Below are 23,035 nucleotides of genomic sequence, written 5' to 3'. Positions count from 1 at the left end.
TGCCCAGCGGTCGGTCAGCCGGTACGCAAGCATGCGCAGCCTGCCGCCTTCCCGGTAGCTGTGGGCGGTGCAAATCACCGGTGGCGTGCGCGTTATCCGGGTCAGGGCACGGGCGAAGAGATTGGCGTGGACCATGTGCGCATGGAGGATGTCGGGTTGCCAGGCTCGCAGGAATGCGCGCATTTGCCATAGCGTGCTCGCCATCGACCATGGTGTCTTGCGCATGTCCAGGCGCAGGACGGTTGCGGCTTCAGGCAGCTCGACGTCGCAATCCGGCGTCAGGCTGACTACGGCTACTGCATGACCGAGCGCGATGAAATGCCGGGCCAGTGCGGCTACCTGCTGCTCGGCGCCACCAAGGCGCAGGCCTGTGCTGAGGAGCATGATCCGCATCGGCTGCGGCAGCGCTTCCCCCGGCGTCCGGTTCATCAACGCGCCCCATACCCCGTCAACAACGTCCGCAACGTCTTCACCCCGATCAGCAAGTCCAGCGCAAACGAACAATGCTTGACGTAGTACAGGTCGTAGCTGAGCTTGGTCACGGTTTCTTCATGCGTGCCCACGTAGCCCTGCTGGACCTGGGCCCAACCGGACAGACCGGGGCGCACCAGGTGACGGTACGGGTAGTAAGGAATCGTATGGGCAAACTCGTCCACCATCGGCACCTGCTCGGGCCGCGGGCCGATCAGGCTCATGTCGCCTGCCAGCACGTTCCACAGTTGCGGGATTTCATCGAGCCGGTACTTGCGGATGACGCGGCCCACGCGGGTCACGCGCGGATCGCGGCGGGCGGCGAATTGCGCGGGCGCGCCGGCGTCGAACGCCATGCTGCGGAACTTGAACATGGTGAAGGGCTTGCCGAACAGGCCAACCCGCCCCTGGCGGAACAGCGCGGGGCCGCTGGACTCCATGCGGATCGCGACGGCTACGGCCAGGCCCAGCGGCAGCGCCAGCGGCGCCAGGCAGAGTACTGCAGCGATGTCGATCAGACGTTTGGCGAAGCTGTAGAAATAGTGCGCGGCATAGTCATCGAGGAAGTTCTCGTCGATGTGCGCCAGCCCGACGCGGCCGGTCAGCATCTCGCCGATCCGTTCTACCGAATACATGCGTACGTGGCTGAGCTTGAACTGGGCCAGCACGCGGGTGCGCTCGGGGTCGGCGGTGGCGTTGCGGTCCAGCATCAGGCCGTCGCAATGCACGGCTTCGTCAAGCGAACTGATGGCCTGGAAGCGCGTGGGGCTGGCTGGCGCTGCGCCGGGCATGGCGAGGATCTGCTCCAGTTGCGCGAGAGTGGCGGCATCGGTATAGCCGAACACGGGCACGTAGTTGCGTACGAAGCGCCGGTAGCCGAACCAGATCCAGCCCAGCGTAGTGAGGTAGCTGAGCAGCAGCGCGCCGCGGGAATATTCGAGGTGGAAGGCGGCGAAGACGAAGAGCAGCGCGGCAAAGGGCAGCGTGGTGGCCAAGCCGACCAGGCTGTTGCCTTCCATGGCGGGCAGGTGCAGCGAGCGGTGCAGCAGCACGAAGGCGAACAGATACGGCAGCACCGACCAAAGCAGGGTGCGGGTGAAGACGTAAGTGACCAAGCCGGCGTGATGGGCGAACTCGGCCAGTACGATGTTGAGGCCGAAGAGCAGCAGGCCCAGCAGCGCCCAGGCCAGCATGCGGCTGGCGCGGCGGACGGTTTCGGAGCCCTGGGGGCGGGTCAGCTGGGCCGGGCGGGCGACGCTGTGGCTCTTGTTCATTGTCCGCGCGCTCCAGTGCTGGCCGCCGCGCGGGGGCGCCTGGCTTGCACGCCAGCGCTTGCTGGTAGATCGCCCAGGTGGCTTCGGCCATGGGCGCCAGGCCAAACTCGCTTGCCCAGCGTGTCCGGGCATTGCGTCCCAGGGCCTCGCGCAGGGTGGGGTCATCTGCCAGCCGTGCCAGCGCGGCAGCCCAGGCGTGTTCGGCATCGCCTGCGACCAGCAGCCCGCTGGCGCCGCCTTCCAGTTGTTCTCGGATGCCAGGAAGATCGCTGGCGACAATCGGCAGGCCGGCGCGCATGGCCTCCAGCACCGAGAGCGGAAAGCCCTCATGGTCGGATGCCAGCGCGAAGGCCTGGGCCGAAGCCAGCAGGGCGGGGACGTCAGCGACCGGGCCGGCAAACCTTACCCGGCCTGGTGCCATCGTATCGGCCAAGGCTTGCAGGGTGGCCATTTGGGGGCCAACGCCTGCCAGCACCAGCTCGCAATCGGGCAGGGCGGCGCGGGCAAAGGCCCGGATCAGTAGGTCGGCGCGCTTCGGGGCGGCCAGGCGCGCCACCATGACAATGCGCCGCAGCGGTGCGCCGGGCGTGGCCAGCGCGCCGCCGTCGGCGATGCCGTTGCGGATCACGCTGACCCGCGCGGCGGGGATCGGCAGCGCCGCGGCCAGCGCGCGTTCGCCCTGCGCCACACAGATCAGGCGGGCGGTCAGCGGCGCCAGCAGCCACTCCATGCAGCGCGAGATGAGGCGCTGGCGAGCCGGGGCGGCGGCCTTGAAGGCAAAGCCATGCACCGTGTAGACCACCGGGATGCCAAGCAGCCAGCCTGCCACCCGGCCTAGCGCGCCAGCTTTGGCGCTGTGCGCATGGATCAGGTCGGGCGCGGTTTCCCGGAGGGCCTTGAGCAGTTCCCTGAGCGCGGCCAGCGCGCGCAGCGGCGAGAGGGCGTTGTCGAGCAGCGCCAGGCGTATAGTGCGGGCGCCGGCGGCCCGGGCGACGTCCAGCAGGGGCCCGTCGCCCCCAGCCAGCAGCACGGGCTCGATCCTGCCGCGCAGGGCGCACAGCAGATCGGCGACGTGCGTCTGCGCCCCGCCGATCTCGGAGTTCGTGATCAGGAAGGCGATACGCGGGCGGTGGGAGGGCAGGGGCGAAGGCACTGGGGCAAAAAAGCGCGAGGGCGGGCTACAGGAACAGGCTACCAGGGCATTTCAGTACGGCCGATGAGCCAGCGGGTGGGCCGGCGGCAAGGCTGTCCGGCTGGCCCGTCCCCAGCCAATGGACGGGGACCCGGGCACCCCGCTCAGGTGGGGAACGATCCACATCCAGGCTGGCTTGCAGCGCCATTTTCCAGCAAAGCCAGTCGATTATAACTGGCGCACCACTCGCAATCCGGCAAAATACGGTCTTTGGCGCATTTGCCCGCCGACTCGGCCCTGGCCGGAATTCGCGGCTGGCAACGTCGACTGGTTCTACCGCCTACACACAGGATGACCCATGCAAGCTGATCCTTCCATTTTCAAGGCCTACGATATCCGTGGCATCGTCGACAAGACCCTGACGCGTGACGTGGCGCGTGCGATCGGCTTGTCTTTGGCGCCGCCGCAGCAGAGCAAGGCGAGCGCGCCGTGGTGGTCGGGCGCGACGGGCGCCTGTCGGGGCCGGACCTGCTGGGCGGCCTGGTCGAGGGCCTGCGCGCCGCGGGCATGGACGTGATCGATCTCGGCATGGTGGCCACGCCGATGGTGTACTTCGGCACCAATGTCGAGCTGGCAGGGCGCCGTGCCACCTCCGGTATCATGGTGACCGGCAGCCATAACCCGCCCGACTACAACGGCTTCAAGATGGTGCTGGCCGGCAAGGCCATCTACGGCGAGCAGATCCAGTCGCTGCGCCAGCGCATCGACGCCGGCAAGTTCGCCAGCGGCGCGGGCGGCTACCAGCAGGTTGACATCCGCCAGCAGTACCTGGACCGCATCGTCGGCGACATCAAGCTGGCGCGCCCGATGAAGATCGCGCTGGATGCCGGCAATGGCGTGGCGGGTGCCTTCGTGGGCGACCTCTTCCGCGCGCTTGGCTGCGAGGTGACGGAGTTGTTCTGCGAGGTGGATGGCAACTTCCCCAACCACCATCCCGATCCGGCCCATGTGGAAAACCTGCAGGACCTGATGCAGTGCCTGCGCGACACCGACTGCGAGCTGGGCCTGGCCTTCGACGGCGACGGCGACCGCCTGGGCGTGGTGACGAAGGACGGCCAGGTGATCTTCCCCGACCGCCAGCTGATGCTGTTTGCGGAGGAGATCCTGTCGCGCAATCCCGGCCAGCAGATCATCTACGACGTGAAGTGCACCGGCAAGCTGGCGCCGTGGATCCGCGAGCATGGCGGCGAGCCGCTGATGTGGAAGACCGGCCATTCGCTGGTCAAGGCCAAGCTCAAGGAGACCGGCGCGCCGATCGCCGGCGAGATGAGCGGCCACGTGTTCTTCAAGGATCGCTGGTATGGCTTTGACGACGGCCTGTACACCGGTGCGCGCCTGCTGGAGATCCTGTCGAAGCATGCAGACGCAAGCGCGGTGCTCAATGCCTTGCCGAACTCAAACTGCACGCCCGAACTGCAGCTCAAGTGCGCCGAGGGCGAAGCCTTCACGCTGCTCGACAAGATCCGCGCCAATGCAAAGTTCGACGGCGCGCGCGAAGTCATCACCATCGATGGCGTGCGCGTGGAGTACCCCGACGGCTTTGGCCTGGCGCGTCCGTCCAATACCACGCCGGTGGTGGTGATGCGCTTCGAGGCCGACAACGATGCCGCGCTGGCACGCATCCAGGCGGAATTCAAACGCGTGATCCTGGCGGAAAAGCCGGACGCGCAACTGCCGTTCTGAGCGGATGCCGTTGACTGCGCCCCTAACCGGTAAATCGGGCAAATCTGACAAATCGGATGAAGCGGATGACTCGGCTAAATCCTTGACCCCGCATGCGCTGCCCGCGCGGCCGCGCATCCTGGTGGTCAAGGTCTCGTCGCTAGGCGACGTGGTGCATAACATGCCGCTGGTGCACGACCTGCGCGCGCGCTGGCCGGATTGCGAGATCGACTGGGTGGTGGAGGAGGGCTACGTCGATCTCGTGCGCTTGCTGCCCGAAGTGCGGCGGGTGATTCCGTTCGCGCTGCGTCGCTGGCGCAAGCGCTTCTACCAGGCTGCTACCTGGCGGGAGATCGGTGCGTTCAAGCGTGCCCTGCGGGAAGACGCTTATGACGCCGTGATCGAGACACAGGGCCTGCTCAAGACTGCCGTGGTGGCCCGCGTGGCCAACCGGCGGGCCGGTGCGCCGGTGATCGGGCTGGCCAATGCCACCCAAGGCTCCGGCTACGAGCCGGCCGCGCGGCTGTTTTATACCGAGCCGGTGACGGTGCCGCGCCAGACCCACTCCGTGCGGCGTTCCCGCCTGCTGGGCGCGGCGCTGACTGGCGGCACGCCGCCGGAGCCGCCGCAGTTCTTTGGGTCCGGGGCGCGCACGCTGCATGTGGACGACCCGCTATGGTCTGGCTTGCCAACGCGCTATGCGGTGTGCTTTCACGCCACCGCCGGCGCGAAGAAGAAGTGGCCGCTGGCGAGCTGGCACGACCTCGGCCGCCGGCTGGTGGACGAAGGCCTGACCATGCTGCTGCCCTGGGGCAACGACGCGGAGCGGCGCGCGGCGGAGGAGCTCGCCGCCGGCGTGCCGCGGGCGCAGGTGCTGCCGCGCTTCACGGTGATGCAGGGTTTTGGCCTGATCAATCGCGCCGAGGTGGTGATTGGTGTCGACACGGGTTTGGTCCATATCGCCGCGGCGCTGTGCCGGCCCACGGTGGAGATCTACACCGCGACGTGGCGCTGGAAGACCGAAGGCTACTGGTCGGAGCGCATCGCCAATGTGGGCGACGACGGCATCGTGCCGTCGGTCGATGAAGTCTACGCCGCCGCCCGGCGCGTGCGCGGGCAGGGGAACTGATGCTGCGCGTCCTGTATAACCTGCTATGGCTGGTGGCGCTGCCGGTCGCGCTGCTGCGCCTGGTGTGGCGCGCCCGCAAGGAGCCCGGCTACGTGCAGCACGTGGGCGAGCGCCTTGGCGCCTACGGCGCCCTGCCGTCGGCCGGTCCCTGGCTGTGGGTCCATGCCGTATCGGTAGGCGAGACCCGTGCCGCCCAGCCGTTGATCGACGCGCTGCTGGCGCGGTATCCAACCCATCGCCTGCTGCTCACGCATATGACGCCCACCGGGCGGCAGACCGGCGCGCAGCTGTATGGCGCCGAGCCGCGCGTGCTGCAGTGCTACCTGCCGTACGACTTGTCCTGGCTGGTGCAACGCTTCCTGCGCTATTTCCGTCCGGATGCCGGCATGCTGATGGAGACCGAGGTATGGCCCAACCTTGTGCGCGGCGCCCGTGTGGCTGGTGTGCCCTTGCTGCTGGTCAATGCCCGATTGTCGCCACGCAGCTTCCGACGCACCGCGCGCTTTGGCCGCGCCGCCACCGCGATGTATCGCGACTTCACCGCGGTGCTGGCGCAGACGCAGGGCGATGCCGAGCGCTTCCGTGCCCTCGGGCTGCCCTCGGTGCAGGTGACCGGCAACCTTAAATTCGATATGCAGCTGCCCGAAGAAGGCCTGCGGCGTGGTCGCGTGCTGCGCCAGGGATTCGGTAAGCGCACCGTGTTTGCCGCTACCAGCACGCGCGATGGCGAGGAATCGCTGTTGCTGGAGGCGTTCGCGCGTTGGCGGGCACTTGGCGCCGATGTGCCGCGCCCTGCCTTGCTGCTGGTGCCACGCCATCCGCAGCGCTTCGATGAAGTGGCGGCGATGGTCACGCGTGCCGGCTTCACCCTGCAGCGCCGTAGCGCGTTCGGCGACGCCGCCGCTTGGGAGCAGGCGGGCCTGCCCGAGCCGGTCACGGCGGACGTGCTGCTGGGCGACTCCATGGGCGAGATGGCGATGTACTTCGCCGCCTCGGATATCGCCTTTATCGGTGGCAGCCTGTTGCCGCTGGGCGGCCAGAACCTGATCGAGGCCTGCGCCGCAGGCACGCCCGTGCTGAGCGGGCCGCATACCTTCAACTTTGCGCAGGCCACCGAAGACGCCATCGCTGCTGGCGCCTGCCAGCGCGTGGCGGATGCGGATGCACTGATGCGCGCGGCGGCAACGATACTGGGCGACGCGCCCGGGCTGGAAGCCATGCGCGGCAACGCGCGCGAGTTCGCGGTGCTTCACCGGGGAGCTACGGCGCGCACGATGGCTGCGCTGGGGCAGGTGCTCGGCAACGCGAACTAGGCAGTTCTGTACGGCAGCGACGTATTTTTTCGTTGCCGCCGCCTGCGGAACTTGTAGGCCCCCGCCCGATGTCCCCCGCCCCCCGCAGTTGTTAAACTATCCCGCGTGAGGGCCAGACTCGCGGTCCTACCGGGCCTGCGAGCTGCCGCCGAGCGGTGCGGGCCGATCAAGCCGCGCGCCGCCTACCAGGAGCTTCCAGATGCCGAGAATGATTCGTCCTATCCGTCCAGCCCGTCTTTCACCCGGCGCGCTCGCAGCGCGGGCCGCGGCGGCGGCGGTGCTCGCCGCCGCCCTGGGCGCCTGTGCCACCTCGCCCGCGCCGGATTCGCCGGGTGCGGGCGTCAGCCTGAACCAGGCCCAGACCGGCGGCCCCAGCCGCTGGGAGCTGGTGCGCTGGCAGCAGGCCGATGGCACGCTGAAATCCATTCCGCATGGCGACAATGGCCAGCCGATCATTTTTGAGTTCAATGGCGGGATCGATTCCGCGCAGGGCACGGTGAGCGGCTACAGCGGCTGCAATCGCTTTACCGGTGGCTATGGCAAGACGGCGACGGGCATGCGATTCGACAGGCTGGCGGGAACCCGCATGGCTTGCATTGCGCCGAGCGGGGAGCTGGAGAGTGCGCTGCTCAAGGCGATGCAGTCGCCGTTTACCACCGTGGGCACGCAGCCGTCGGCCGGCTCGACGGGGCGGCAGATCATCTGGAAGACCGTTGACGGGGATCTGCTGCAGTTCGTCGAGCGGGAGGGCGTGGGCCGGCGCGGCGCGAAGATGGATGCGCAGGCGGCCGCCGGCGGCGTGGAGAAGACGGTGTACGTGGATTCGCAGCGGGTGGAGTGCTCGGGCATGGGCCGGCAGACCTGCTATCGCGTGCGCGACAACCCCAATGCGCCATGGACGCTCTGGTATGGCCCGATCGAGGGGTTGGATTTCGAGCCGGGCGTGGCGTACACCCTGCGGGTGCGCGAGACGCGGGTGGAGAACCCGCCGGCGGACGCTTCGGCTATTCGCTGGCAGTTGCTCAACGTGGAGTCGCGTACAAGGGCTAACTGAGCCAGGCTAAGCCAGCAAGCAAAACGCCGCCGTCGAAGCCGCGGCGAGATTAATGACAAACCAGGGGCATTGGCATTGGCATTGGCATTGGCCGAAGCCGACCGGACGCGCCAATGCCGTTCGCAATGACGACGGCTGTCACTCCCTCTCCCCTCATGGGGAGAGGGGCGGTTTGGCTAGGAGCCACCGGAAGCGGAGCCAATTGTTTTATCCAGCACGACGGCGTAACGAGCGCCCGCCCTCTCCCCGGCCCCTCTCCCACAAGTAGGAGAGGGGAGCAAACCGGCCACATCGCAGGTTTGTCCGCAAGCTGGACGCGGTCGAAGCCGCGGCGTTTTGGTTTTCGGCCGATACCGATTGCCGATCGGTGCTTGGTGTTCCGCGTTCAGCTGCGCGGCGCGGGCGCTCCGGCAATGGCTTCCTTGCGTGTGGCAGGGCGCTTTACGGCTGGCGTGCCTGCCGGCGATGCCGTGCCAAGCTTGACCTTCTCCGGCAGCTTGTACATCGAGCCCGGGCTTGAGGTCAGCAGCGTGTTGATCTGCACCACATCGTCCTCGGTCAGCGCGCCGGTAGCGGCCTTCAGGCGCAGCCCGTTCATGATGGTGTCGTAGCGCGCCTTGGCCAGGTCGCGGCGGGTGGAGAACAACTGCGCTTCGGCGTTCAGCACGTCGATGTTGATGCGCACGCCGACTTCGTAGCCGAGCTGGTTGGATTCCACCGCGCTCTGGGCGGAGTGCTCGGCGGCTTCCAGGGCCTTGACCTGGGCGAGGCCGTTGGACACGCCGGAGTAGGTTTGCCGCGCGTTCTGGGCGGCGGTGCGGCGTGCAAACTCGAGGTCGCTGGCGGCCTTGTCGGCCAGCGCCGCGGTTTCACGCACGCGCGACTGGATCTGGCCGCCGCTGTAGATCGGCACGTTGAGCTGTACGCCGATCTGGGCGCTGTTGTAGCGGTTGCTGATGTTGACGGTCTGGACCGCGCTACCGGTGGAGCTTGTTGAAACCGTACGAGGCCACCAGGTCGACGGAGGGCAGGTGGCCGGCCCGCGCCTTGTTGTACTCGCGTTGCGCGGTGTCGAGGTTGTAGCGGGCCAGGCCGACTTGCGGATTGGTGTTCTCCGCCTGGCTGGCCCAGGTGTTCACATCGGCCGGCTGCGGACCGGGAAGCGTGGCGGCAGTGCGCAATCCCAGTAGTTCGTCAACCGGCTTGCTGGTGATCTGCTGCAGGTTGGCGCGCCGGATTTCCAGGTCGCTCTGCGCTGCGATCTCGGTCGAGGTGGCGAGGTCGTAGCGGGCCTGCGCATCGTTGGCGTCGGTGATGGTCGCCGTGCCCACTTCGAAGTTGCGCTTGGCCTGTGCGAGTTGCTCGCCGATGGCCTTCTTCTGCGCGCCGGCGAGGTAGAGGTTGTCCTGCGCGGCCAGCACGTCGAAGTAAGCCTGGGAGGTGCGGGTGATCAGGTCGAGCTGCGCCTGGCTGAAGGTTACCTCGCCGGCCAGCGCCGCCAGCTCGCCTTGCTTGTAGGTTTCCCAGCGGTCCCAGCGGAACAGCGGCTGGGTGAGTTGCAGTGCCCAGTTGTTGCCGTTGATAAAGCGGTCGCCGGAGATGGGTGCCGATTGCTCGATCTTGGTCCGCGTGGCGCCGACCGTGCCATTGATTTGCGGCAGCAAGCCCGAACGCCCCTGGGGCAGCTTTTCCTGGCTGGCCACCAGTTGCGCGCGCGCGCTGGCGAACTGCGCGTCGTTGGCCTGTGCATCGCGGTAGACCTGGAGCAGGTCGGCGCCATGCGCGGCCGGCAGGTGCAGCAGCGCAAGCAGGGAACCCGTCAGTGCCAGGCGCGTCTTGGGCACGCCCCGCGCAGGGAAAAGCGCAAACCTCATGACATCTCCAGTCTGCCGGGCACCGGGCGCGCGGCTAACGTTTCTAACGATCAGCGTTCAAGGGAATTGGCGCCGCGGGAAGCCGGCGCCTTGAGATTGGTGCTGGTGATGCTGGTGATGCTGGTAGTGCTGTTCGTGATCGTGGTGCTCAGTACTTCGGCATTGCCGGGTCGACCTGCTCGGCCCACGCGTGGACGCCGCCCGTCAGGTTATAGACCTTGGCAAAGCCTTGACGCTCGAGGAAGCTTGCCACCTGCATGCTGCGCGCGCCGTGATGGCAGATGCAGACAATGTCGGCGTCTTCGTCGAGCTCGCCGGCGCGTGCCGGGATCTGGCCCATCGGGATATGCGTGATGCCGGGCATGGCGCAGGTCTGCACCTCCCAGCCTTCGCGTACGTCGAGCAACACCGGCTGCGGCCGGCTGGCATCCGCCAGCCAGTGCATCAGTTCGGGGGCGTTGATTACCTGCATGTCTTGTTTCCCGCTCAGAATTGGAAGCGCGACGGCTGCTCGGCGCCCATCAGCGGCGTGACGGCGGTCTCGAACAGGTTGAGGGTCTTGTACTCGGTCTCGCTGACGCGCGTGATGATCTGCGCTTCCATGGCCGGCAGCGCGCCGACGAAGGCGGCGATGCGCCCGCCAACCTTGACTTGCGACAGGATGGACGCGGGCACCGAGGGCAGCGCGCCGGAAATGCAGATCACGTCGTACGGGGCGCTCGCGGCCCAGCCGGTGGCGGCATTGCCTTGGGCCACGTCGACATTGGTTACGCCCGCGTCGGCCAGGTTTTTGCGGGCCAGCTCTGCCAGCTCCGGCAGGATGTCCACGGTCAGCACGTGGCGCGCGCGGTGAGCGAGCAGGGCGGCCATGTAGCCGGAGCCGGCGCCGATTTCCAGCACTTGCTCATGCTTGCGCACGGCCAGGTCCTGCAGGATGCGGGCTTCCACGCGCGGGGCCAGCATGTTCTGGCCGCCCGGCAGCGGGATTTCCATGTCGACGAAGGCCAGCGCGGCGTAGGCCTGCGGCACGAACTGTTCCCGCTTGACTACCGCCAGCAGGTCCAGGATTTCCTGATCCAGCACATCCCAGGGGCGGATTTGCTGTTCGATCATATTGAATCGGGCTTTCTCGAGGTCCATCTTGCCATTCCTTCCAATGCCAACCGCTAATCAGTTCAGAGTTCCGGCCGCGCGGTGCCAGGGGCCGGGGAAATCCGTCAAACCTAACATTTTAACCCCGCGCCAAGACACTTGCCCAAGCGCGTCGCCCAGGTTGTGGCCTCGATGCCGCAGTCCGGCCATGGCTGCGCCATTCCGGGCTGACTCCCGGCCTTCTCAGGGCTTTTGGGGCGGCTTGCCTCATTCCGCGCTTGCTGGCTTGTGCGCCGCTGTGTCGCCGGCTTCGGGCGCGGTGGCGGGAGTCGCCACGGCTTGCTTGCCGCGCCACTTGCGGCCCAGCCACGCGCTGAAGTCGTCGAGGTACGTATAGATCACCGGCACTACCACCAGGGTCAGGATCGACGAGGTGATGATGCCGCCGATCACCGTCTGGCCCATCGGTGCGCGTTGCTCGGCGCCTTCGCCCAGGCTGAAGGCCAGCGGCACCATGCCGAAGATCATGGCCAGCGTGGTCATCAGGATCGGCCGCAGCCGCACGCGCGCGGCTGCGATCAGCGCGGCCTCGCGCGACATCGGCGGCTGTCCGTCGGCGCCGCGCCGGGCCTGGTTGGCGAAATCCACCAGCAGGATGGCGTTCTTGGTCACCAGCCCCATCAGCATGATGAAGCCGATGATGGAGAACATGTTCAGCGTGGAGCGGAACAGCAGCAGCGCCGCGAACACGCCCACCAGCGTGAGCGGCAGCGAGGTCATGATGGCGATCGGCTGGAAGAAGCTGGCGAACTGCGAGGCCAGGATCATGTAGATGAAGATCACCGCCAGCGCCAGCGCCGACACCGCGAAGCCGAACGATTCGTTCATCGACTTGGTGGAGCCGCCGAAGCGGTACTTGTAGCCGGCAGGCCAGTTCATCCCGTCCAGCGCCGCCTTGACTTCGCGTGCCACCTCGCCCTGCGAGCGGCCCGCGGTATTGGCGGTCAGCTCCACTTCGCGGGAGAGGTCGCGCCGGCTGATCTGGTTGGCGCCGGTGGTCGGGATCAGTTCCGCGATTTGGCGCAGCGGCACCATGCGCGGCGAGCCATCCGTGTTGTTCTGGCTGCTGGCGATCATCAGCGCGCTCAGGTCGGCCATGCCGGTGCGGGCGTCCTTGGGCAGGCGCACGCGTACGTCATAGTTCTGGTCGTCGGGCGCGCGCCATGAGCTGATGGCGTCGCCGGCCAGCAACGGGCGCAGCGCGTTGCCGATCTGCACGATGCCCACGCCCAGGTCGGACGCCAGCTCGCGGCGGATGCGCACTTCCACCGTGGGGCGGTCGTCCTTCATGCTGGAGTCGAGGTCGGTCAGGCCGCGCACCGCGGCCATGCGCCGGCTGGCTTCCAGCGACAGGCGCCGCAGTGTTTCCAGGTCGTCGCCCTGGATCGAGACCTGCAGTGCCTTCTGGCCGCCGGCACCGTCCGGCATGCCGACCATGGTCAGCGTAATGCCGGCGATGCTGGCCATGCGCTCGCGGATCATCGGGTTGAGCTGCGTGGTGGTGAGCTTGCGCGCGCGGCGCTCGGTCAGGCGCACCGACACCAGCGCGTTGTTGCGCCCGGAGGTATTGCCCGAATTGATGGTTGCGTAGGTGTAGGCCACCTCGGGGAAGGCCTTGAGCGCGGCCTGCACCTGCCTGACCTTGGCTTCGGTAACTGCAAGCGATGTGCCCACCGGCGTGGTGAAGCCCACCTGCGTTTCGCCGAGGTCGGCGGCAGGCACGAACTCGGTGCCGATCAGCGGCACCAGCGCAAAGCTGCCGAAGAACGTCACCGCCGCGATGATGGCGGTGGCCAGCCGGTGCTTGAGCGCCCAGCCCAGCATCGAGCCATAGCCGTGGCCGAGCGCATCCATGCGCGCCGAGAACCAGTCCAGCATGCGGCCCACGGTGCGGCCGTACAGGCTTTTCTTGTTGCCGGTGCCGTGCAGGTCGGGGTCGTGCCAGACCGAGGACAGCATCGGGTCCAGGGTGAACGAGACGAACATGGAGATCAGCACCGCCGCCACCACCGTCACGCCGAACTGGTGGAAGAAGCGGCCGATGATGCCGCCCATGAAGCCCACCGGCAGGAACACGGCCACGATGGAGAAGGTGGTGGCCAGCACCGCCAGCCCGATCTCGTTGGTGCCGTCGAGCGCCGCCGTGCGATGGTCCTTGCCCATCAGGTTGTGCCGCACGATGTTCTCGCGCACCACGATGGCGTCGTCGATCAACAGGCCCACGCACAGCGACAGCGCCATCAGCGTGATCACGTTGAGCGTGAAGCCGAACATATACATCACGCCGAACGTGCCGATCAGCGCGATCGGCAAGGTCAGCCCCGTGATGACCGTGCTGCGCCATGAGCCGAGGAACAGGAAGACGATGGCCACCGTCAGGAAGGCGCCTTCGAGCAGGGTGGAGCGGACTTCCTTGACGCTGCTGCGGATGCCGCGTGCCGCGTCGTTGACCACGGCGAGTTGCACGCCTGCGGGCACCAGCTTGCGCACCTCGTCGGTCATCTTGATCAGGCCATCGACGGTGTCGACCGTGTTCTGGCCCTGTGCCTTCACCACCGCCAGGAACAGCGCACGCTTGCCGTCCAGCATCGCCAGGCTTTCCTGCTCCTCCTCGCCGTCGCGCACGTCGGCGACCTGCTCCAGCGTGACCGGCTGGCCCGCGCGGCGCGCCACGATGATGTGGCGGAAGGCATCCGGCGTGATGACGCGGCCCTTGATCTGCACCACCGTCTCGGTGGAGGTGGAGCGCAGCTCGCCCGCGGGCAGTTCCTGGTTCTCGTTGCGGATGGCGTCCATCACCTGGTTCACGCCGATGCCGAGCGCCTCCAGCTGGGCGGGGCGGATGCGGATCTCGACCTCGCGCTTGGTGCCGCCAACGAGGCTGATGGCGCCCACGCCGCGCACGGTCTCCAGCCGCTTGCGCACGATCTGGTCGGCGATGGTGGTCAGCTCGCGCTGCGTGCGCTGCGCGCCCGGCGCGTTCGACACGGACAGGTAGAACACCGGCGCGTCCGACGGGTCGTAGCGCAGCACGCGCGGGTCTTTCACCTCGTCGCGGAACTGCGGGCGGATCAGCGCGATCTTGTCGCGCACGTCCTGCGCGGCCTGGCCCACATCGACGGAGAGATCGAACTTGATCACCACCACCGAGGTGCCCTGGTAGGAGTGCGAGAAGATCTCGTCGATGCCGGAGATGGTATTGACGATTTCCTCGATCTTGCGGGTGACGTCGGACTCCACCGATTCCGGCGCGGCGCCGGGGTACTCGGTCTGCACCACGACGATGGGGAAGGTGATGTCCGGGAACTGGTCAACCGGCAGGCGCTGGTAGGAGAACAGGCCGATCACGATGAAGGCCATCATCATCATGGTGGCCAGCACCGGGTTGTGGATGGACAGGCGGGTGAACCACATGGGCGGGGGCTCCTACGCCTTGATCAGCTTGACGCGGCTGCCCGCGCGAAGGGTGCCGAGGTTGTTGCGCACCACCTTGGCACCGGCGGCCAGCCCGCTGGTGATTTCCACCAGCCCGCTCGCATCGTCGCGGATGCCAAGCTGGACCTGGCGTTCCGCCAGCACGTCATTCTCCACGCTGTAGACGAAGGCGCGCTCGCCATCGCTGCGCACCGCCGTGGCCGGCACCGCCACCACGCCGGCGTGGTGGCCGAGCACCAGCGCGCCCTGGGCGAACATGCCCGCGCGCAGGCGCGCCTCGGGATTGTCCACCCGCACATAGACCGTGATGCTGCGCGTGCCCTGGCTTACCGCCGGGTTGATGCGCACCAGCTTGCCCTCGAAGCGGCCGCTGCCTTCCACATCGAGTTGCACCGCCTGGCCGATGGCAGCGCGAGCCACATCCGCCATGGGGATCGGCGCCTCGAGTTCCAGCGCGCGCAGGTCGACCACGTCGATCAGGCGCGTGTCGGGCGAGACCTTCTCGCCCGGCTGCACCGCGCGTGCGGCCACCAGGCCATCCAGCGGCGATTTGACGATGGTGTCGGCGAGCGCTTTCTGCGCGACTTCAAGGCCGCCTTGGGCGGCGTCGAGATTGGCGTGCGCCACGTCCAGGTTGCTCTGGAAGCTGTCGAAGGCGGTCTTGGAGATAAAGCCCTTGGCCACAAGGTCGCGGTTGCGCTCGAAGGTCTGCCTGGAATTCTCGTACTGGCCGCGCGCCGCCAGCATCTGCCCGCGCGCCTGCGCCACCTTGGCCTGGTACTCGGTCGCATCGATGCGCACGATGACCTGGCCAGCGCGCACGGCTTCGCCCTCGCGCACCAGCACCTGCTGCACCTCGCCTGAGACCTTGGCCTTGACCGAGGCCTGGTTGAGCGCCCGCAGCCCGCCCGAGAGCGGCAGCGACACGCGCAAGTCTTGCGTAGCGGCATCGACCAGGTCGGATTGCAGGAACTCCACCAACTCGGGCGCCCCGGCAGCCGGGGCAGCGCCGTGCTTGCCGTTGCTCGCCTTGCGCACGGCGGCAGCGGCGCTCAGCACGGCAATCACCGCGATGGTGGCGACCGCGGCGATCAGGATTTTCTTGCGTCGGGTCATGCTGTCTCCGGCGGCTGCGCCGGGGTCTCCCGCGCGGCCTGCTGCCCCTGCGCTTGTGCCAGGGCTTCTTGTTGTATCTGTTCCCAGACGTAGGGGCCGACCTTAGGTGGCAGCGGCGTATCGCGCGCCGCGCCGGTGGTCAGGCCGAACAGCAACATCTGGAGCAGGTTGTCGAGGAACGCCTCGGGGTCGATCTCGATGCGCGACGACGCGCTGAACGCACGCTGCCACAGCATCAGGAACATCAGCGGCGCGCAGATCAGCGTTGTGGTCGGGTTGGCCGGCATGTCTCGCAGCTCGCCACGCGCCACACCGCGCTTGAGCACGCGCGCGAACAACTCATCTCCCGGCAGCACCACTTCCTCATGGTAGAACTGGGCAATGTCAGGAAAATGGCTGGATTCGGCCATGATCAGCTTGGTCAGGCCGGCTACCGGCGTTGCCCCGACCAGACCCCACCAGCCGCGCAGCAGTTCCCTGAGCAACTCCGGCGTCGAGCCCTGGTAGTTCTCCACCAGGTCGATGCCCCTGGTCAGGGTCGGCACCAGGTTTTCGCGCACCACCGTCTTGAACAGCTCCTCCTTATTAGCGAAGTACAAATACACCGTGCCCTTGGACACGCCAGCCGCGGCAGCGACATCTTCCAGCCGGGTGGCCGCATAGCCGCGTTCGACGAATAGATCGAGCGCGGCAGCCACCAGTTCCTGTGGGCGCGCTGCCTTGCGGCGAGCCCAGCGTTTGGTGTTCGCGGATTCCTGATTCTGGCCTGGAGGATTTTTCACTGGGGCGCTGCGCACCTCTGCGGGCGGGCGCGCCGCGAGATTTGCTAATTAATAACTCTTGGGTCAGTAATGTAGTGGAGCGGAATCCGGCGGTCAAGCGCGGGGAGGGCCGAACGGCTTGGGGCACAATACGGGCTGCCGGGCGTCGTCCGCGCCTGAACCTTTGCCATGTCCCATCAGTCTGAACTCTCCTGCCGGCCCGATTGTGGCGCTTGTTGCACCGCGCCCTCCATCACCTCGCCGATTCCCGGCATGCCCGGCGGCAAGCCGGCCGGCGTACCCTGTGTGCAGTTGCTGCCCGACCGGCGCTGCGCGATTTTTGGCGAGCCCACGCGGCCGGCATTTTGCGCCGGGCTCAAGCCCTCTGCCGACATGTGCGGCGAAACCCGCGGGCATGCGCTGGCCTGGCTGACGCAACTCGAGGTTGCCACCGCGCCTGGCCGCGCCGGCTGAACCCGCAAGGAACAAACAGATGGTCATGATCACTCGCCGGCGTTGGCTGGCAGCAAGCGGCACCGCCGCGCTGGCCGCGGCACTGGCTGCCTGCGGCATGATGGGCAACGATTACACCTTCTCACAGAGTCAGCTGCAATCGGCCCTGGAGCGCAAGTTTCCGTTCAACAAGCGCTACATGGAGCTGTTCGACATCCAGCTCGCCAACCCGCAGCTCACGCTCGATCCCAGCCGCAACCGGGTCAACGTGCAGTTCGACGCCACCGTAAACAACCGCCTGTTCTTCGGCGAGCCGCTGGCAGGCCGCTTCGCGCTGGACAGCGGTCTGCGCTACGATCCGGCCAGCCGCGCGGTGGTGCTGCAGGATCCGCAGGTCCAGCAGTTCGACGTCAAAGGCCTGCCGCCTCAATTCACGCGCCAGCTCAATGCGCTCGGCGGCATCCTTGCGGAGCAGTTGTTGCAGGGCTATCCGCTCTACACCTTCCGTCCCGACGAGCTGCGCCTCGCCGGCGCCAGTGTCGAACCCGGTACAATCACCGTTTTGCCCAACGGGATCAACGTCAAGATCAATCGTCCTTGATGACGCGCCACGCGCAGGCATGCGCTTTGCACAGCCACTCCGGTGTCATGGTCGTGGCGGATAGTCGTGATTCCTGGCGCCTGGTGCGTGGCTGATGGCATAGGGTTGACGGTTGCTCGTTTCCTTTTTGCTCGCTTGTCCTCGGCCTGTTCCTGGCTTTTCCTTTGCTCCTCCATTCAGCATTCCACTCATTCCAATCAGCATGGATATTGCCCTCGCCCTGAAAGCCGTGATCCTCGGCATCGTCGAAGGACTGACCGAGTTCCTGCCCATCTCCAGCACCGGCCACCTGATCCTCGCCGGCCAGCTGCTCGACTTCAATGATGAAAAAGGCAAGATCTTCGAGATCGTGATCCAGTTCGGCGCCATCCTGGCGGTTTGCTGGGAGTTCCGCCACCGCATCGTCACCGTGGTGGGCGGACTGGCCACCGATGAAAAGGCCCGGCGCTTTGCCATCAATGTGATCGTGGCCACCGTGCCGGCGATCGTGCTGGCGCTCGTATTCGGCAAGTGGATCAAGGCCCACTTGTTCAACCCGATCACCGTGGCCACCGCGTTTATCATCGGCGGTGTGGTGATCTTGTGGGCCGAATGGCGCGAAAGCCATCGCGGCCAGGTCTCCCACCCGCAAGGCAACGCGCTGCTGGAGGCCGCCAAGGCCGGCGCACCGCGCATCGAGTCGGTCGACGACCTGCACTGGCGCGATGCGATCAAGGTCGGGCTGGCGCAGTGTTTCGCGCTGATCCCGGGCACCTCGCGTTCCGGCGCCACCATTATCGGCGGCATGCTGTTCGGGCTGTCGCGCCAGGTGGCCACCGAGTTCTCCTTCTTCCTGGCGATCCCGGTGATCTTCGGCGCCACCGTCTACGAGCTGTACAAGTCCCGCGCGCTGCTGTCCGCCGACGACCTGGGCATCTTCGGCATCGGCTTCGTCTTCGCCTTCCTGTCCGCCTTCCTGTGCGTGCGCTGGCTGCTGCGCTTTGTCGCCACCCATGACTTCAAGCCCTTTGCCTGGTACCGGATCATCTTCGGCATCGTTGTGCTGGCGACCGCGTACTCGGGGCTGATCGCCTGGCATGCTTGAAGGCGGTCGCGGTAGTCGCAATAGGTAGCACCGGCGACTGTCGCAGGAATAAAAAAGCGTGGCTCCAGGCCACGCTTTTTTATTGTGCGCCGTCTCTCGGCGCGGCCTTCGCCTTCAGGCCCGCTTGCGGAACACCACGTCCCACACGCCATGCCCCAGCCGCACGCCGCGGCGTTCGAACTTGGTCACCGGGCGGTAGTCCGGCCGCGGCGCAAAGCCGTCGGCGGCGTCCGAGGTGTTGGCCAGGGTGGGCTCGCCCGACAACACTTCCACCATCTGGTGAGCATATTCTTCCCAGTCGGTCGCGCAGTGCAGGTAGCCGCCCGGCTTGAGGCGGTCGGCCAGCAGCTTGACCAGCGGCGGCTGCACCAGGCGCCGCTTGTTGTGGCGCTTCTTGTGCCACGGGTCGGGGAAGAAAATATGCACGCCGTCCAGGCAGGATTGCGTCAGCATGTGCGCGATGACCTCAACGGCGTCATGCGACATGATCCGCACATTGCCGATCTCGCGCTCGCCCAGCAGCTTGAGCAGGGCGCCCACGCCGGGTTCATGCACCTCGCAGCCCAGGAAGTTGTCCTGGGGGCGCAGTTGCGCGATATGCGCGGTGGTCTCGCCCATGCCGAACCCGATCTCGAGGATCGCCGGCGCGGCGCGGCCAAACGTGGCCTCCCAGTCGAGCGGTTGCGGTGCGTAGGGCAGGATAAAGCGCGGCCCCAGGTCATCGATGGCACGCTGCTGGCCGGTGGAGGTTCGCCCCGCGCGGCGCACGAAGGAACGGATACGGCGCGGATGCGCCACGTCGCTGCCGTCGGCAGCCTTGGCGGGCGCGTTGTCAGCGTCGTCGGCTGGCGTCGGGTCGGAACTCGGGTCTTGGGGGAGCATGGCAACAAAAAAGCCGCCGGGCGAATCCTGATCGGGCATGCGACCAGTGGCGAAGGCGGCTCGTCTCAATCTGAGGTGGAGCGGGCGATGGGAATCGAACCCACGTCTTTAGCTTGGGAAGCTAAGGTAATGGCCATTATACGACGCCCGCGAAACCGCGATTCTACGCGGGATTCCCCGGCAAGTGCAAGCGCCCGTGCTGGCTGCTGCATTGAAAAGTGTATCCACTGCCACTCGGCTTGCTGGGTACGCTGGCGTTACTTTCGCAACCAGACTCTTGAGTCTCCATTTGTCTGAGTGGTACGCGTCATTTGTACACGCCACTGATGTCTGTCAGGTTCGTGTACAAGCCAGCTTGATAACTGGCATCCAGCTTGGCTTGCCGTGCCAGGGAAATGAAACTTTTCTCCGCAACCAGACGGTTTGCGTATGGAATGGTGGCGCAGAAGGACTGCATGTCGCGAATGTCATTCGGCTCCAGAGAACCGGTCTGCGCCTCCAGGCGAGTGGCTAACGCAGCCTCCACGTTCAAAGTTGGAACGTTTCGGATGAACGTCACAATTGCCTCCGGTCCGAGCTGCTTCATTTCATCTACGGTATGCCCAATGACCTCGAGCATGTGGGCAACATAGCCTTGATGATCGTAGAAGAGCAGAGCCGCATATGCTCGCCAGCGCAAATCGATTGTTGCGCCTCTCATGAGCGCGCGACGTTGTTCGATTCTGGCAAGAAGCGCGTCCGATTCAGCGGAGAATGCGGCATGGGCCGTTCGACGGCGCTGGTCGTCCTGATCGAGCATGTAGTCGATGTATTGACGCTTCGGATCAACGTGCTCATTCAGGAAGCGAGATGTAGTAGCCTCGGTATGCGAAGCCACGAGCGTGTCGAAAGTCTCGAACGCTTGCATGAAACTTGGAGCGATGGCCCAGTTTAAGTCAAACTGAACCGGGGACTCCTCGAATATGGAGTGCAACGCGTTCCGCATCTCGATCAGAATTCGGGCTTCACGACTTCTGAAGACCCAGCCCTTACTAAGGGCGGACTGTACCTCGACGACGTGCGTACGACTTGTTTGGTCGTTGCGCTTGGATGTCTCCAGGATATGAGAGACCGTCAACGGGGCAATGACTCGGCCTTTGTCGACGGCCTCGTGGAGTTCTGCGTAGGCAATGTACGCTGGACCCGTGGTCACCACACCTGCTCGCACGCGGGCGAGTTCGATCCACTTGTTTTGGTCCAGAAACAGGACTTCCATCTTGCGCCGCCTAAATGTCAGTAGACGGACCCGCTGGTCTGTCTAGGGTTCCCGAGCAGGACAGTGTTCTATACGTGGGTCAACATTCGATGCAAAAACCAGCGTTACCTGGGTCAGATTTGGATGCAAATCAACACATTCACGCATGCCTGGAGATGAAGGTGACGCCGCACGTGGCACAAAACACCTCGGGACTACGCTCGGACCGTTCCTGATGCCATTGCTCGCAGCGAGGGTTATGTCATCTCGCAGCAAACGCGCAAGCTGATCGAGTAGGGCTTCGGCTGGGTCAATACAGTGGGGCGCATGCGTCAGGTGATGGCGCGCAGCCTGAAGAAGGTCGACCAGTGGTTTGTCCTGAGCATGGCCACCTACAACCTCGTGCGCATGCGCTCGCTGGGACGAATCCGTCCGCAGTTGCAGTAATCGCGGCAATGGGGCCGGAAACCGGCCCCCAATCACTGAAAAAGGTGATGAAGTGACGCGCAGCTTCCGGACTGTGAAAAATGCGGGGCACAAAAACCGCACAGGGAAAGCTTCATCGTTTGTTTCAGCAGCCTGTTAGGGACCCAAGGATCGCAGATCACCGCGCTCAAAGTGTGCTGAAGAGTTCCGCCACGCTGATCCGCAGCGCCGTGGCCAGCGCTTCGATCGCGTCCAGCGACGGGTTGGCAGCGCCGGTCTCAATCCGGCTCATGTAGGTGCGGGCAAAGCCCACATGATCGGCAAAGGCTTCCTGGGACAGGCCGGTGGCTTGGCGAAGTTCACGAATGCGCTTGCCAAAGCGACGGCGTAGGATCGTTTTCATGGCCCCTACTGTGGGAGGGTGCACACTAATCGGCCACACACTAATCGTGACATTCCGGGCGAGGTTGGCTATGCTATGTCGGCGTCGGCATCCCCTTGCCGGCGCCGAACCGGAGCACACTCTCACCATGAGCGGCATGTTTGTCCTCTGGCAAACGGCACGCCACGCCGGCGATCTCGCCCGGACGGCCGCGCCGTACCACGCCCTAGGGGCCACCCTGGCGCAGCGGCCGTTTCGCCTTCCTGCTCCCCAGCAGGCTGCCGCGCTGCAACTGCAGCGGCTGGTGGCGGCCTACCTGCAATACCAGGAGGGCCAGCTGGCCCACTACCAGGCAGCCGTACAGTGCGTGGCCGCCTGTACCGCCTACTGGCAGGGCAGAGGCGCGCTGCCCTGCCACTGGCGCCGGATCCGCAACCAGGTGCTGCGCTTTGAATTCAGCCTGGCAGATCCACTGTTTCTGTCGAGCCGCGTCCACGCGGTCAGGCAGGAGTTATATCCCTATATCTCACACTGTAGTCTGGGAGCATCGCTATGACGATCGGCTTAGCCGTCTTGGCCGTGGGCGTGCCCGCGGCCTTGCCAGGGCAGTCATTGGTCGTCTATGACCCGGGCACGGCGATGATCGTCGATCTGGTGCCCTGTGAAGATGCGCACGCCCAGGAGCGGGCCATCATGGAAACCCTGCTCGCATCGGCCCAGCCGGCCGAACTGTGGATCGCCGATCGCAACTTCAGCACCCGGGCGATTCTTGCCGGGTGGCAGCGTCGCGGCAGCGCCTTCATCGTGCGGGAGCACGGCCGCAATCCGAGCCCCAGCGAGCTGGATCCGTTACGCGAAATGGGCCGGGTCGAAACCGGCATCGTGTACGAGCAAGCGGTCAGCATCCCAGATGAATCGAACGCGCCGCTGGTGCTGCGGCGCATCGAGCTGCATCTGGATGGCGCCACCGAGGATGGTGACACCGTCATCCGCCTGCTGACCAATGTCCCGTCCGCCCATCTGACGGCCGAGGCCGTCGCCCGGCTATACCGGCGACGCTGGAGCATAGGGAATATGTTTCAGCGGCTGGAATCGGTGCTCAACAGTGAGATTCGTTCGTTGAGCCAACCGCGCGCGGCGCTGCTGGCCTTCGGCGTGGCGGCGCTCGCGTATAACGTACTGAGCGTGATTGCGACTGCGATGAGAATCCGGCATGAGCTGGATACCAGCGACATCGAGCTCTCACCGTATTACCTCGCCAGCGAAATCCGGGCAACTTATGCCGGCATGATGATCGCGGTGCCGCCCGAGGTGTGGCAGGCCTATGACCTCCTCACCCCAGCTCAGCTCGGTCGCGAGTTGATCAAGATGGCGACGCACGTTGATCCCCGCGCGATGCGCAAACATACGCGGGGACCGAAAGCGCCGAAGAAGAACGGCTATGTGGCCGGATGCGTAGCACGGCGGCATGTTTCTACCGCCCGTGTCATCAAGGCTGGACGTGTCGTCTAATCACTTTGAAAGGGGTGGGTCTATGACC

Annotated in this window: 17 protein-coding genes, 1 tRNA gene and 5 pseudogenes; 10 read left to right on the top strand and 13 right to left on the bottom strand. The window is 65.9% G+C overall.

The window, feature by feature from the left end; all coding sequences use genetic code 11:
• Positions 1 to 3 precede the first annotated feature (3 nt).
• The 3 genes and pseudogenes from OMK73_RS38400 to OMK73_RS22790 form a co-directional block, all read right to left on the bottom strand.
• Positions 4 to 384 (bottom strand): annotated as a pseudogene (locus OMK73_RS38400) (glycosyltransferase); the annotation flags it as partial.
• 44 nt (positions 385 to 428) lie between these two features.
• Complete coding sequence (locus OMK73_RS22795; RefSeq protein ID WP_267604041.1) at positions 429 to 1,745, bottom strand: exopolysaccharide biosynthesis polyprenyl glycosylphosphotransferase; 1,317 nt, start codon at positions 1,743 to 1,745, stop codon at positions 429 to 431.
• A 166-nt stretch (positions 1,746 to 1,911) separates the two neighbouring features.
• Positions 1,912 to 2,898: pseudogene (locus OMK73_RS22790) on the bottom strand (glycosyltransferase); the annotation flags it as partial.
• Between the two features lie 337 nt (positions 2,899 to 3,235).
• Here OMK73_RS22790 and OMK73_RS22785 point away from each other — a divergent pair.
• From OMK73_RS22785 to OMK73_RS22770, 4 genes and pseudogenes are all read left to right on the top strand, one after another.
• A pseudogene (locus OMK73_RS22785) lies at positions 3,236 to 4,620 on the top strand (phosphomannomutase/phosphoglucomutase).
• Between the two features lie 82 nt (positions 4,621 to 4,702).
• A complete protein-coding gene (gene waaC / locus OMK73_RS22780; RefSeq protein WP_267604040.1) occupies positions 4,703 to 5,728 on the top strand; it encodes a lipopolysaccharide heptosyltransferase I in 1,026 nt (341 codons plus the stop codon).
• A complete protein-coding gene (waaA, locus tag OMK73_RS22775) occupies positions 5,728 to 7,041 on the top strand; it encodes a lipid IV(A) 3-deoxy-D-manno-octulosonic acid transferase (RefSeq protein ID WP_267604039.1) in 1,314 nt (437 codons plus the stop codon). The genes waaC and waaA overlap by 1 nt, the downstream gene beginning before the upstream one ends.
• A gap of 199 nt (positions 7,042 to 7,240) precedes the next feature.
• Positions 7,241 to 8,095 carry an META and DUF4377 domain-containing protein gene (locus OMK73_RS22770; RefSeq protein WP_420715560.1) on the top strand — a complete coding sequence of 285 codons (855 nt, stop codon included), beginning with the start codon at positions 7,241 to 7,243 and terminating at the stop codon, positions 8,093 to 8,095.
• Between the two features lie 385 nt (positions 8,096 to 8,480).
• On the opposite strand, the pseudogene OMK73_RS22765 reads toward OMK73_RS22770, so the two are convergent.
• The 6 genes and pseudogenes from OMK73_RS22765 to OMK73_RS22740 form a co-directional block, all read right to left on the bottom strand.
• Positions 8,481 to 9,969: pseudogene (locus OMK73_RS22765) on the bottom strand (TolC family outer membrane protein).
• A 148-nt stretch (positions 9,970 to 10,117) separates the two neighbouring features.
• Entirely contained in the window at positions 10,118 to 10,441 is a 324-nt protein-coding gene (locus OMK73_RS22760; RefSeq protein WP_267604038.1) for a rhodanese-like domain-containing protein, read from the bottom strand.
• A gap of 14 nt (positions 10,442 to 10,455) precedes the next feature.
• Entirely contained in the window at positions 10,456 to 11,109 is a 654-nt protein-coding gene (locus OMK73_RS22755) for a protein-L-isoaspartate O-methyltransferase family protein (RefSeq protein WP_267604037.1), read from the bottom strand.
• Positions 11,110 to 11,328: 219 nt separating this feature from the next.
• Positions 11,329 to 14,535 carry an efflux RND transporter permease subunit gene (locus OMK73_RS22750; RefSeq protein WP_267604036.1) on the bottom strand — a complete coding sequence of 1,069 codons (3,207 nt, stop codon included), beginning with the start codon at positions 14,533 to 14,535 and terminating at the stop codon, positions 11,329 to 11,331.
• Positions 14,536 to 14,547: 12 nt separating this feature from the next.
• Entirely contained in the window at positions 14,548 to 15,672 is a 1,125-nt protein-coding gene (locus OMK73_RS22745) for an efflux RND transporter periplasmic adaptor subunit (protein WP_267604035.1), read from the bottom strand.
• Positions 15,669 to 16,454, bottom strand: coding sequence for a TetR/AcrR family transcriptional regulator (locus OMK73_RS22740; protein WP_267604034.1), 786 nt, complete (start codon positions 16,452 to 16,454; stop codon positions 15,669 to 15,671). The genes OMK73_RS22745 and OMK73_RS22740 overlap by 4 nt, the downstream gene beginning before the upstream one ends.
• A 168-nt stretch (positions 16,455 to 16,622) precedes the next feature.
• Here OMK73_RS22740 and OMK73_RS22735 point away from each other — a divergent pair, with 168 nt between their 5' ends.
• The 3 genes from OMK73_RS22735 to OMK73_RS22725 all read left to right on the top strand — a co-directional run bounded on the left by OMK73_RS22735 (position 16,623) and on the right by OMK73_RS22725 (position 18,571).
• Complete coding sequence (locus tag OMK73_RS22735) at positions 16,623 to 16,907, top strand: YkgJ family cysteine cluster protein (RefSeq protein WP_267604033.1); 285 nt, start codon at positions 16,623 to 16,625, stop codon at positions 16,905 to 16,907.
• Between the two features lie 19 nt (positions 16,908 to 16,926).
• On the top strand, positions 16,927 to 17,487 hold the full coding sequence (locus OMK73_RS22730; protein ID WP_267604032.1) for a DUF1439 domain-containing protein: 561 nt from the start codon (positions 16,927 to 16,929) through the stop codon (positions 17,485 to 17,487).
• A gap of 202 nt (positions 17,488 to 17,689) precedes the next feature.
• On the top strand, positions 17,690 to 18,571 hold the full coding sequence (locus OMK73_RS22725; protein WP_267604031.1) for an undecaprenyl-diphosphate phosphatase: 882 nt from the start codon (positions 17,690 to 17,692) through the stop codon (positions 18,569 to 18,571).
• A gap of 114 nt (positions 18,572 to 18,685) precedes the next feature.
• Here the strand turns inward: OMK73_RS22725 and trmB are convergent, their stop codons facing one another.
• From trmB to OMK73_RS22710, 3 genes are all read right to left on the bottom strand, one after another.
• Positions 18,686 to 19,453 (bottom strand): tRNA (guanosine(46)-N7)-methyltransferase TrmB, encoded by a 768-nt coding sequence (trmB, locus tag OMK73_RS22720; RefSeq protein ID WP_267604030.1) that lies wholly within the window; start codon positions 19,451 to 19,453, stop codon positions 18,686 to 18,688.
• A 76-nt stretch (positions 19,454 to 19,529) separates the two neighbouring features.
• Positions 19,530 to 19,604, bottom strand: a tRNA-Gly gene (locus tag OMK73_RS22715).
• Positions 19,605 to 19,760: 156 nt separating this feature from the next.
• Positions 19,761 to 20,708 (bottom strand): hypothetical protein, encoded by a 948-nt coding sequence (locus OMK73_RS22710; RefSeq protein WP_267604027.1) that lies wholly within the window; start codon positions 20,706 to 20,708, stop codon positions 19,761 to 19,763.
• A 122-nt stretch (positions 20,709 to 20,830) separates the two neighbouring features.
• Here OMK73_RS22710 and OMK73_RS22705 point away from each other — a divergent pair.
• A pseudogene (locus OMK73_RS22705) lies at positions 20,831 to 21,134 on the top strand (transposase); the annotation flags it as partial.
• A 166-nt stretch (positions 21,135 to 21,300) separates the two neighbouring features.
• Here the strand turns inward: OMK73_RS22705 and OMK73_RS22700 are convergent.
• Positions 21,301 to 21,516: a helix-turn-helix domain-containing protein gene (locus OMK73_RS22700; protein WP_267604026.1), complete on the bottom strand. Its 216-nt coding sequence runs from the start codon at positions 21,514 to 21,516 to the stop codon at positions 21,301 to 21,303.
• Between the two features lie 127 nt (positions 21,517 to 21,643).
• Between OMK73_RS22700 and OMK73_RS22695 the strand changes: the two genes are divergently transcribed.
• Together OMK73_RS22695 and OMK73_RS22690 are read left to right on the top strand one after the other, a co-directional pair.
• Entirely contained in the window at positions 21,644 to 22,051 is a 408-nt protein-coding gene (locus OMK73_RS22695; protein ID WP_267604025.1) for a hypothetical protein, read from the top strand.
• Complete coding sequence (locus tag OMK73_RS22690) at positions 22,048 to 23,007, top strand: transposase (protein ID WP_267604024.1); 960 nt, start codon at positions 22,048 to 22,050, stop codon at positions 23,005 to 23,007. The genes OMK73_RS22695 and OMK73_RS22690 overlap by 4 nt, the downstream gene beginning before the upstream one ends.
• The last annotated feature ends 28 nt before the right edge of the window (positions 23,008 to 23,035 follow it).

The organism is Cupriavidus sp. D39 (assembly GCF_026627925.1).
Taxonomy (GTDB): Bacteria; Pseudomonadota; Gammaproteobacteria; order Burkholderiales; family Burkholderiaceae; genus Cupriavidus; species Cupriavidus ulmosensis.
This window is presented reverse-complemented; position numbering and strand designations above follow the sequence as displayed.

Excerpts from the sequence above, each read along its gene's own strand:
- OMK73_RS22795 (WP_267604041.1), bottom strand. The coding sequence starts at position 1,745 with ATGAACAAGAGCCACAGCGTCGCCCGCCCGGCCCAGCTGACCCGCCCC.
- waaA (WP_267604039.1), top strand. The coding sequence starts at position 5,728 with ATGCTGCGCGTCCTGTATAACCTGCTATGGCTGGTGGCGCTGCCGGTC.
- OMK73_RS22770 (WP_420715560.1), top strand. The coding sequence starts at position 7,241 with ATGCCGAGAATGATTCGTCCTATCCGTCCAGCCCGTCTTTCACCCGGC.
- OMK73_RS22760 (WP_267604038.1), bottom strand. The coding sequence starts at position 10,441 with ATGCAGGTAATCAACGCCCCCGAACTGATGCACTGGCTGGCGGATGCC.
- OMK73_RS22755 (WP_267604037.1), bottom strand. The coding sequence starts at position 11,109 with ATGGACCTCGAGAAAGCCCGATTCAATATGATCGAACAGCAAATCCGC.
- OMK73_RS22750 (WP_267604036.1), bottom strand. The coding sequence starts at position 14,535 with ATGTGGTTCACCCGCCTGTCCATCCACAACCCGGTGCTGGCCACCATG.
- OMK73_RS22745 (WP_267604035.1), bottom strand. The coding sequence starts at position 15,672 with ATGACCCGACGCAAGAAAATCCTGATCGCCGCGGTCGCCACCATCGCG.
- OMK73_RS22735 (WP_267604033.1), top strand. The coding sequence starts at position 16,623 with ATGTCCCATCAGTCTGAACTCTCCTGCCGGCCCGATTGTGGCGCTTGT.
- OMK73_RS22730 (WP_267604032.1), top strand. The coding sequence starts at position 16,927 with ATGGTCATGATCACTCGCCGGCGTTGGCTGGCAGCAAGCGGCACCGCC.
- OMK73_RS22725 (WP_267604031.1), top strand. The coding sequence starts at position 17,690 with ATGGATATTGCCCTCGCCCTGAAAGCCGTGATCCTCGGCATCGTCGAA.
- trmB (WP_267604030.1), bottom strand. The coding sequence starts at position 19,453 with ATGCTCCCCCAAGACCCGAGTTCCGACCCGACGCCAGCCGACGACGCT.
- OMK73_RS22710 (WP_267604027.1), bottom strand. The coding sequence starts at position 20,708 with ATGGAAGTCCTGTTTCTGGACCAAAACAAGTGGATCGAACTCGCCCGC.
- OMK73_RS22700 (WP_267604026.1), bottom strand. The coding sequence starts at position 21,516 with ATGAAAACGATCCTACGCCGTCGCTTTGGCAAGCGCATTCGTGAACTT.
- OMK73_RS22695 (WP_267604025.1), top strand. The coding sequence starts at position 21,644 with ATGAGCGGCATGTTTGTCCTCTGGCAAACGGCACGCCACGCCGGCGAT.
- OMK73_RS22690 (WP_267604024.1), top strand. The coding sequence starts at position 22,048 with ATGACGATCGGCTTAGCCGTCTTGGCCGTGGGCGTGCCCGCGGCCTTG.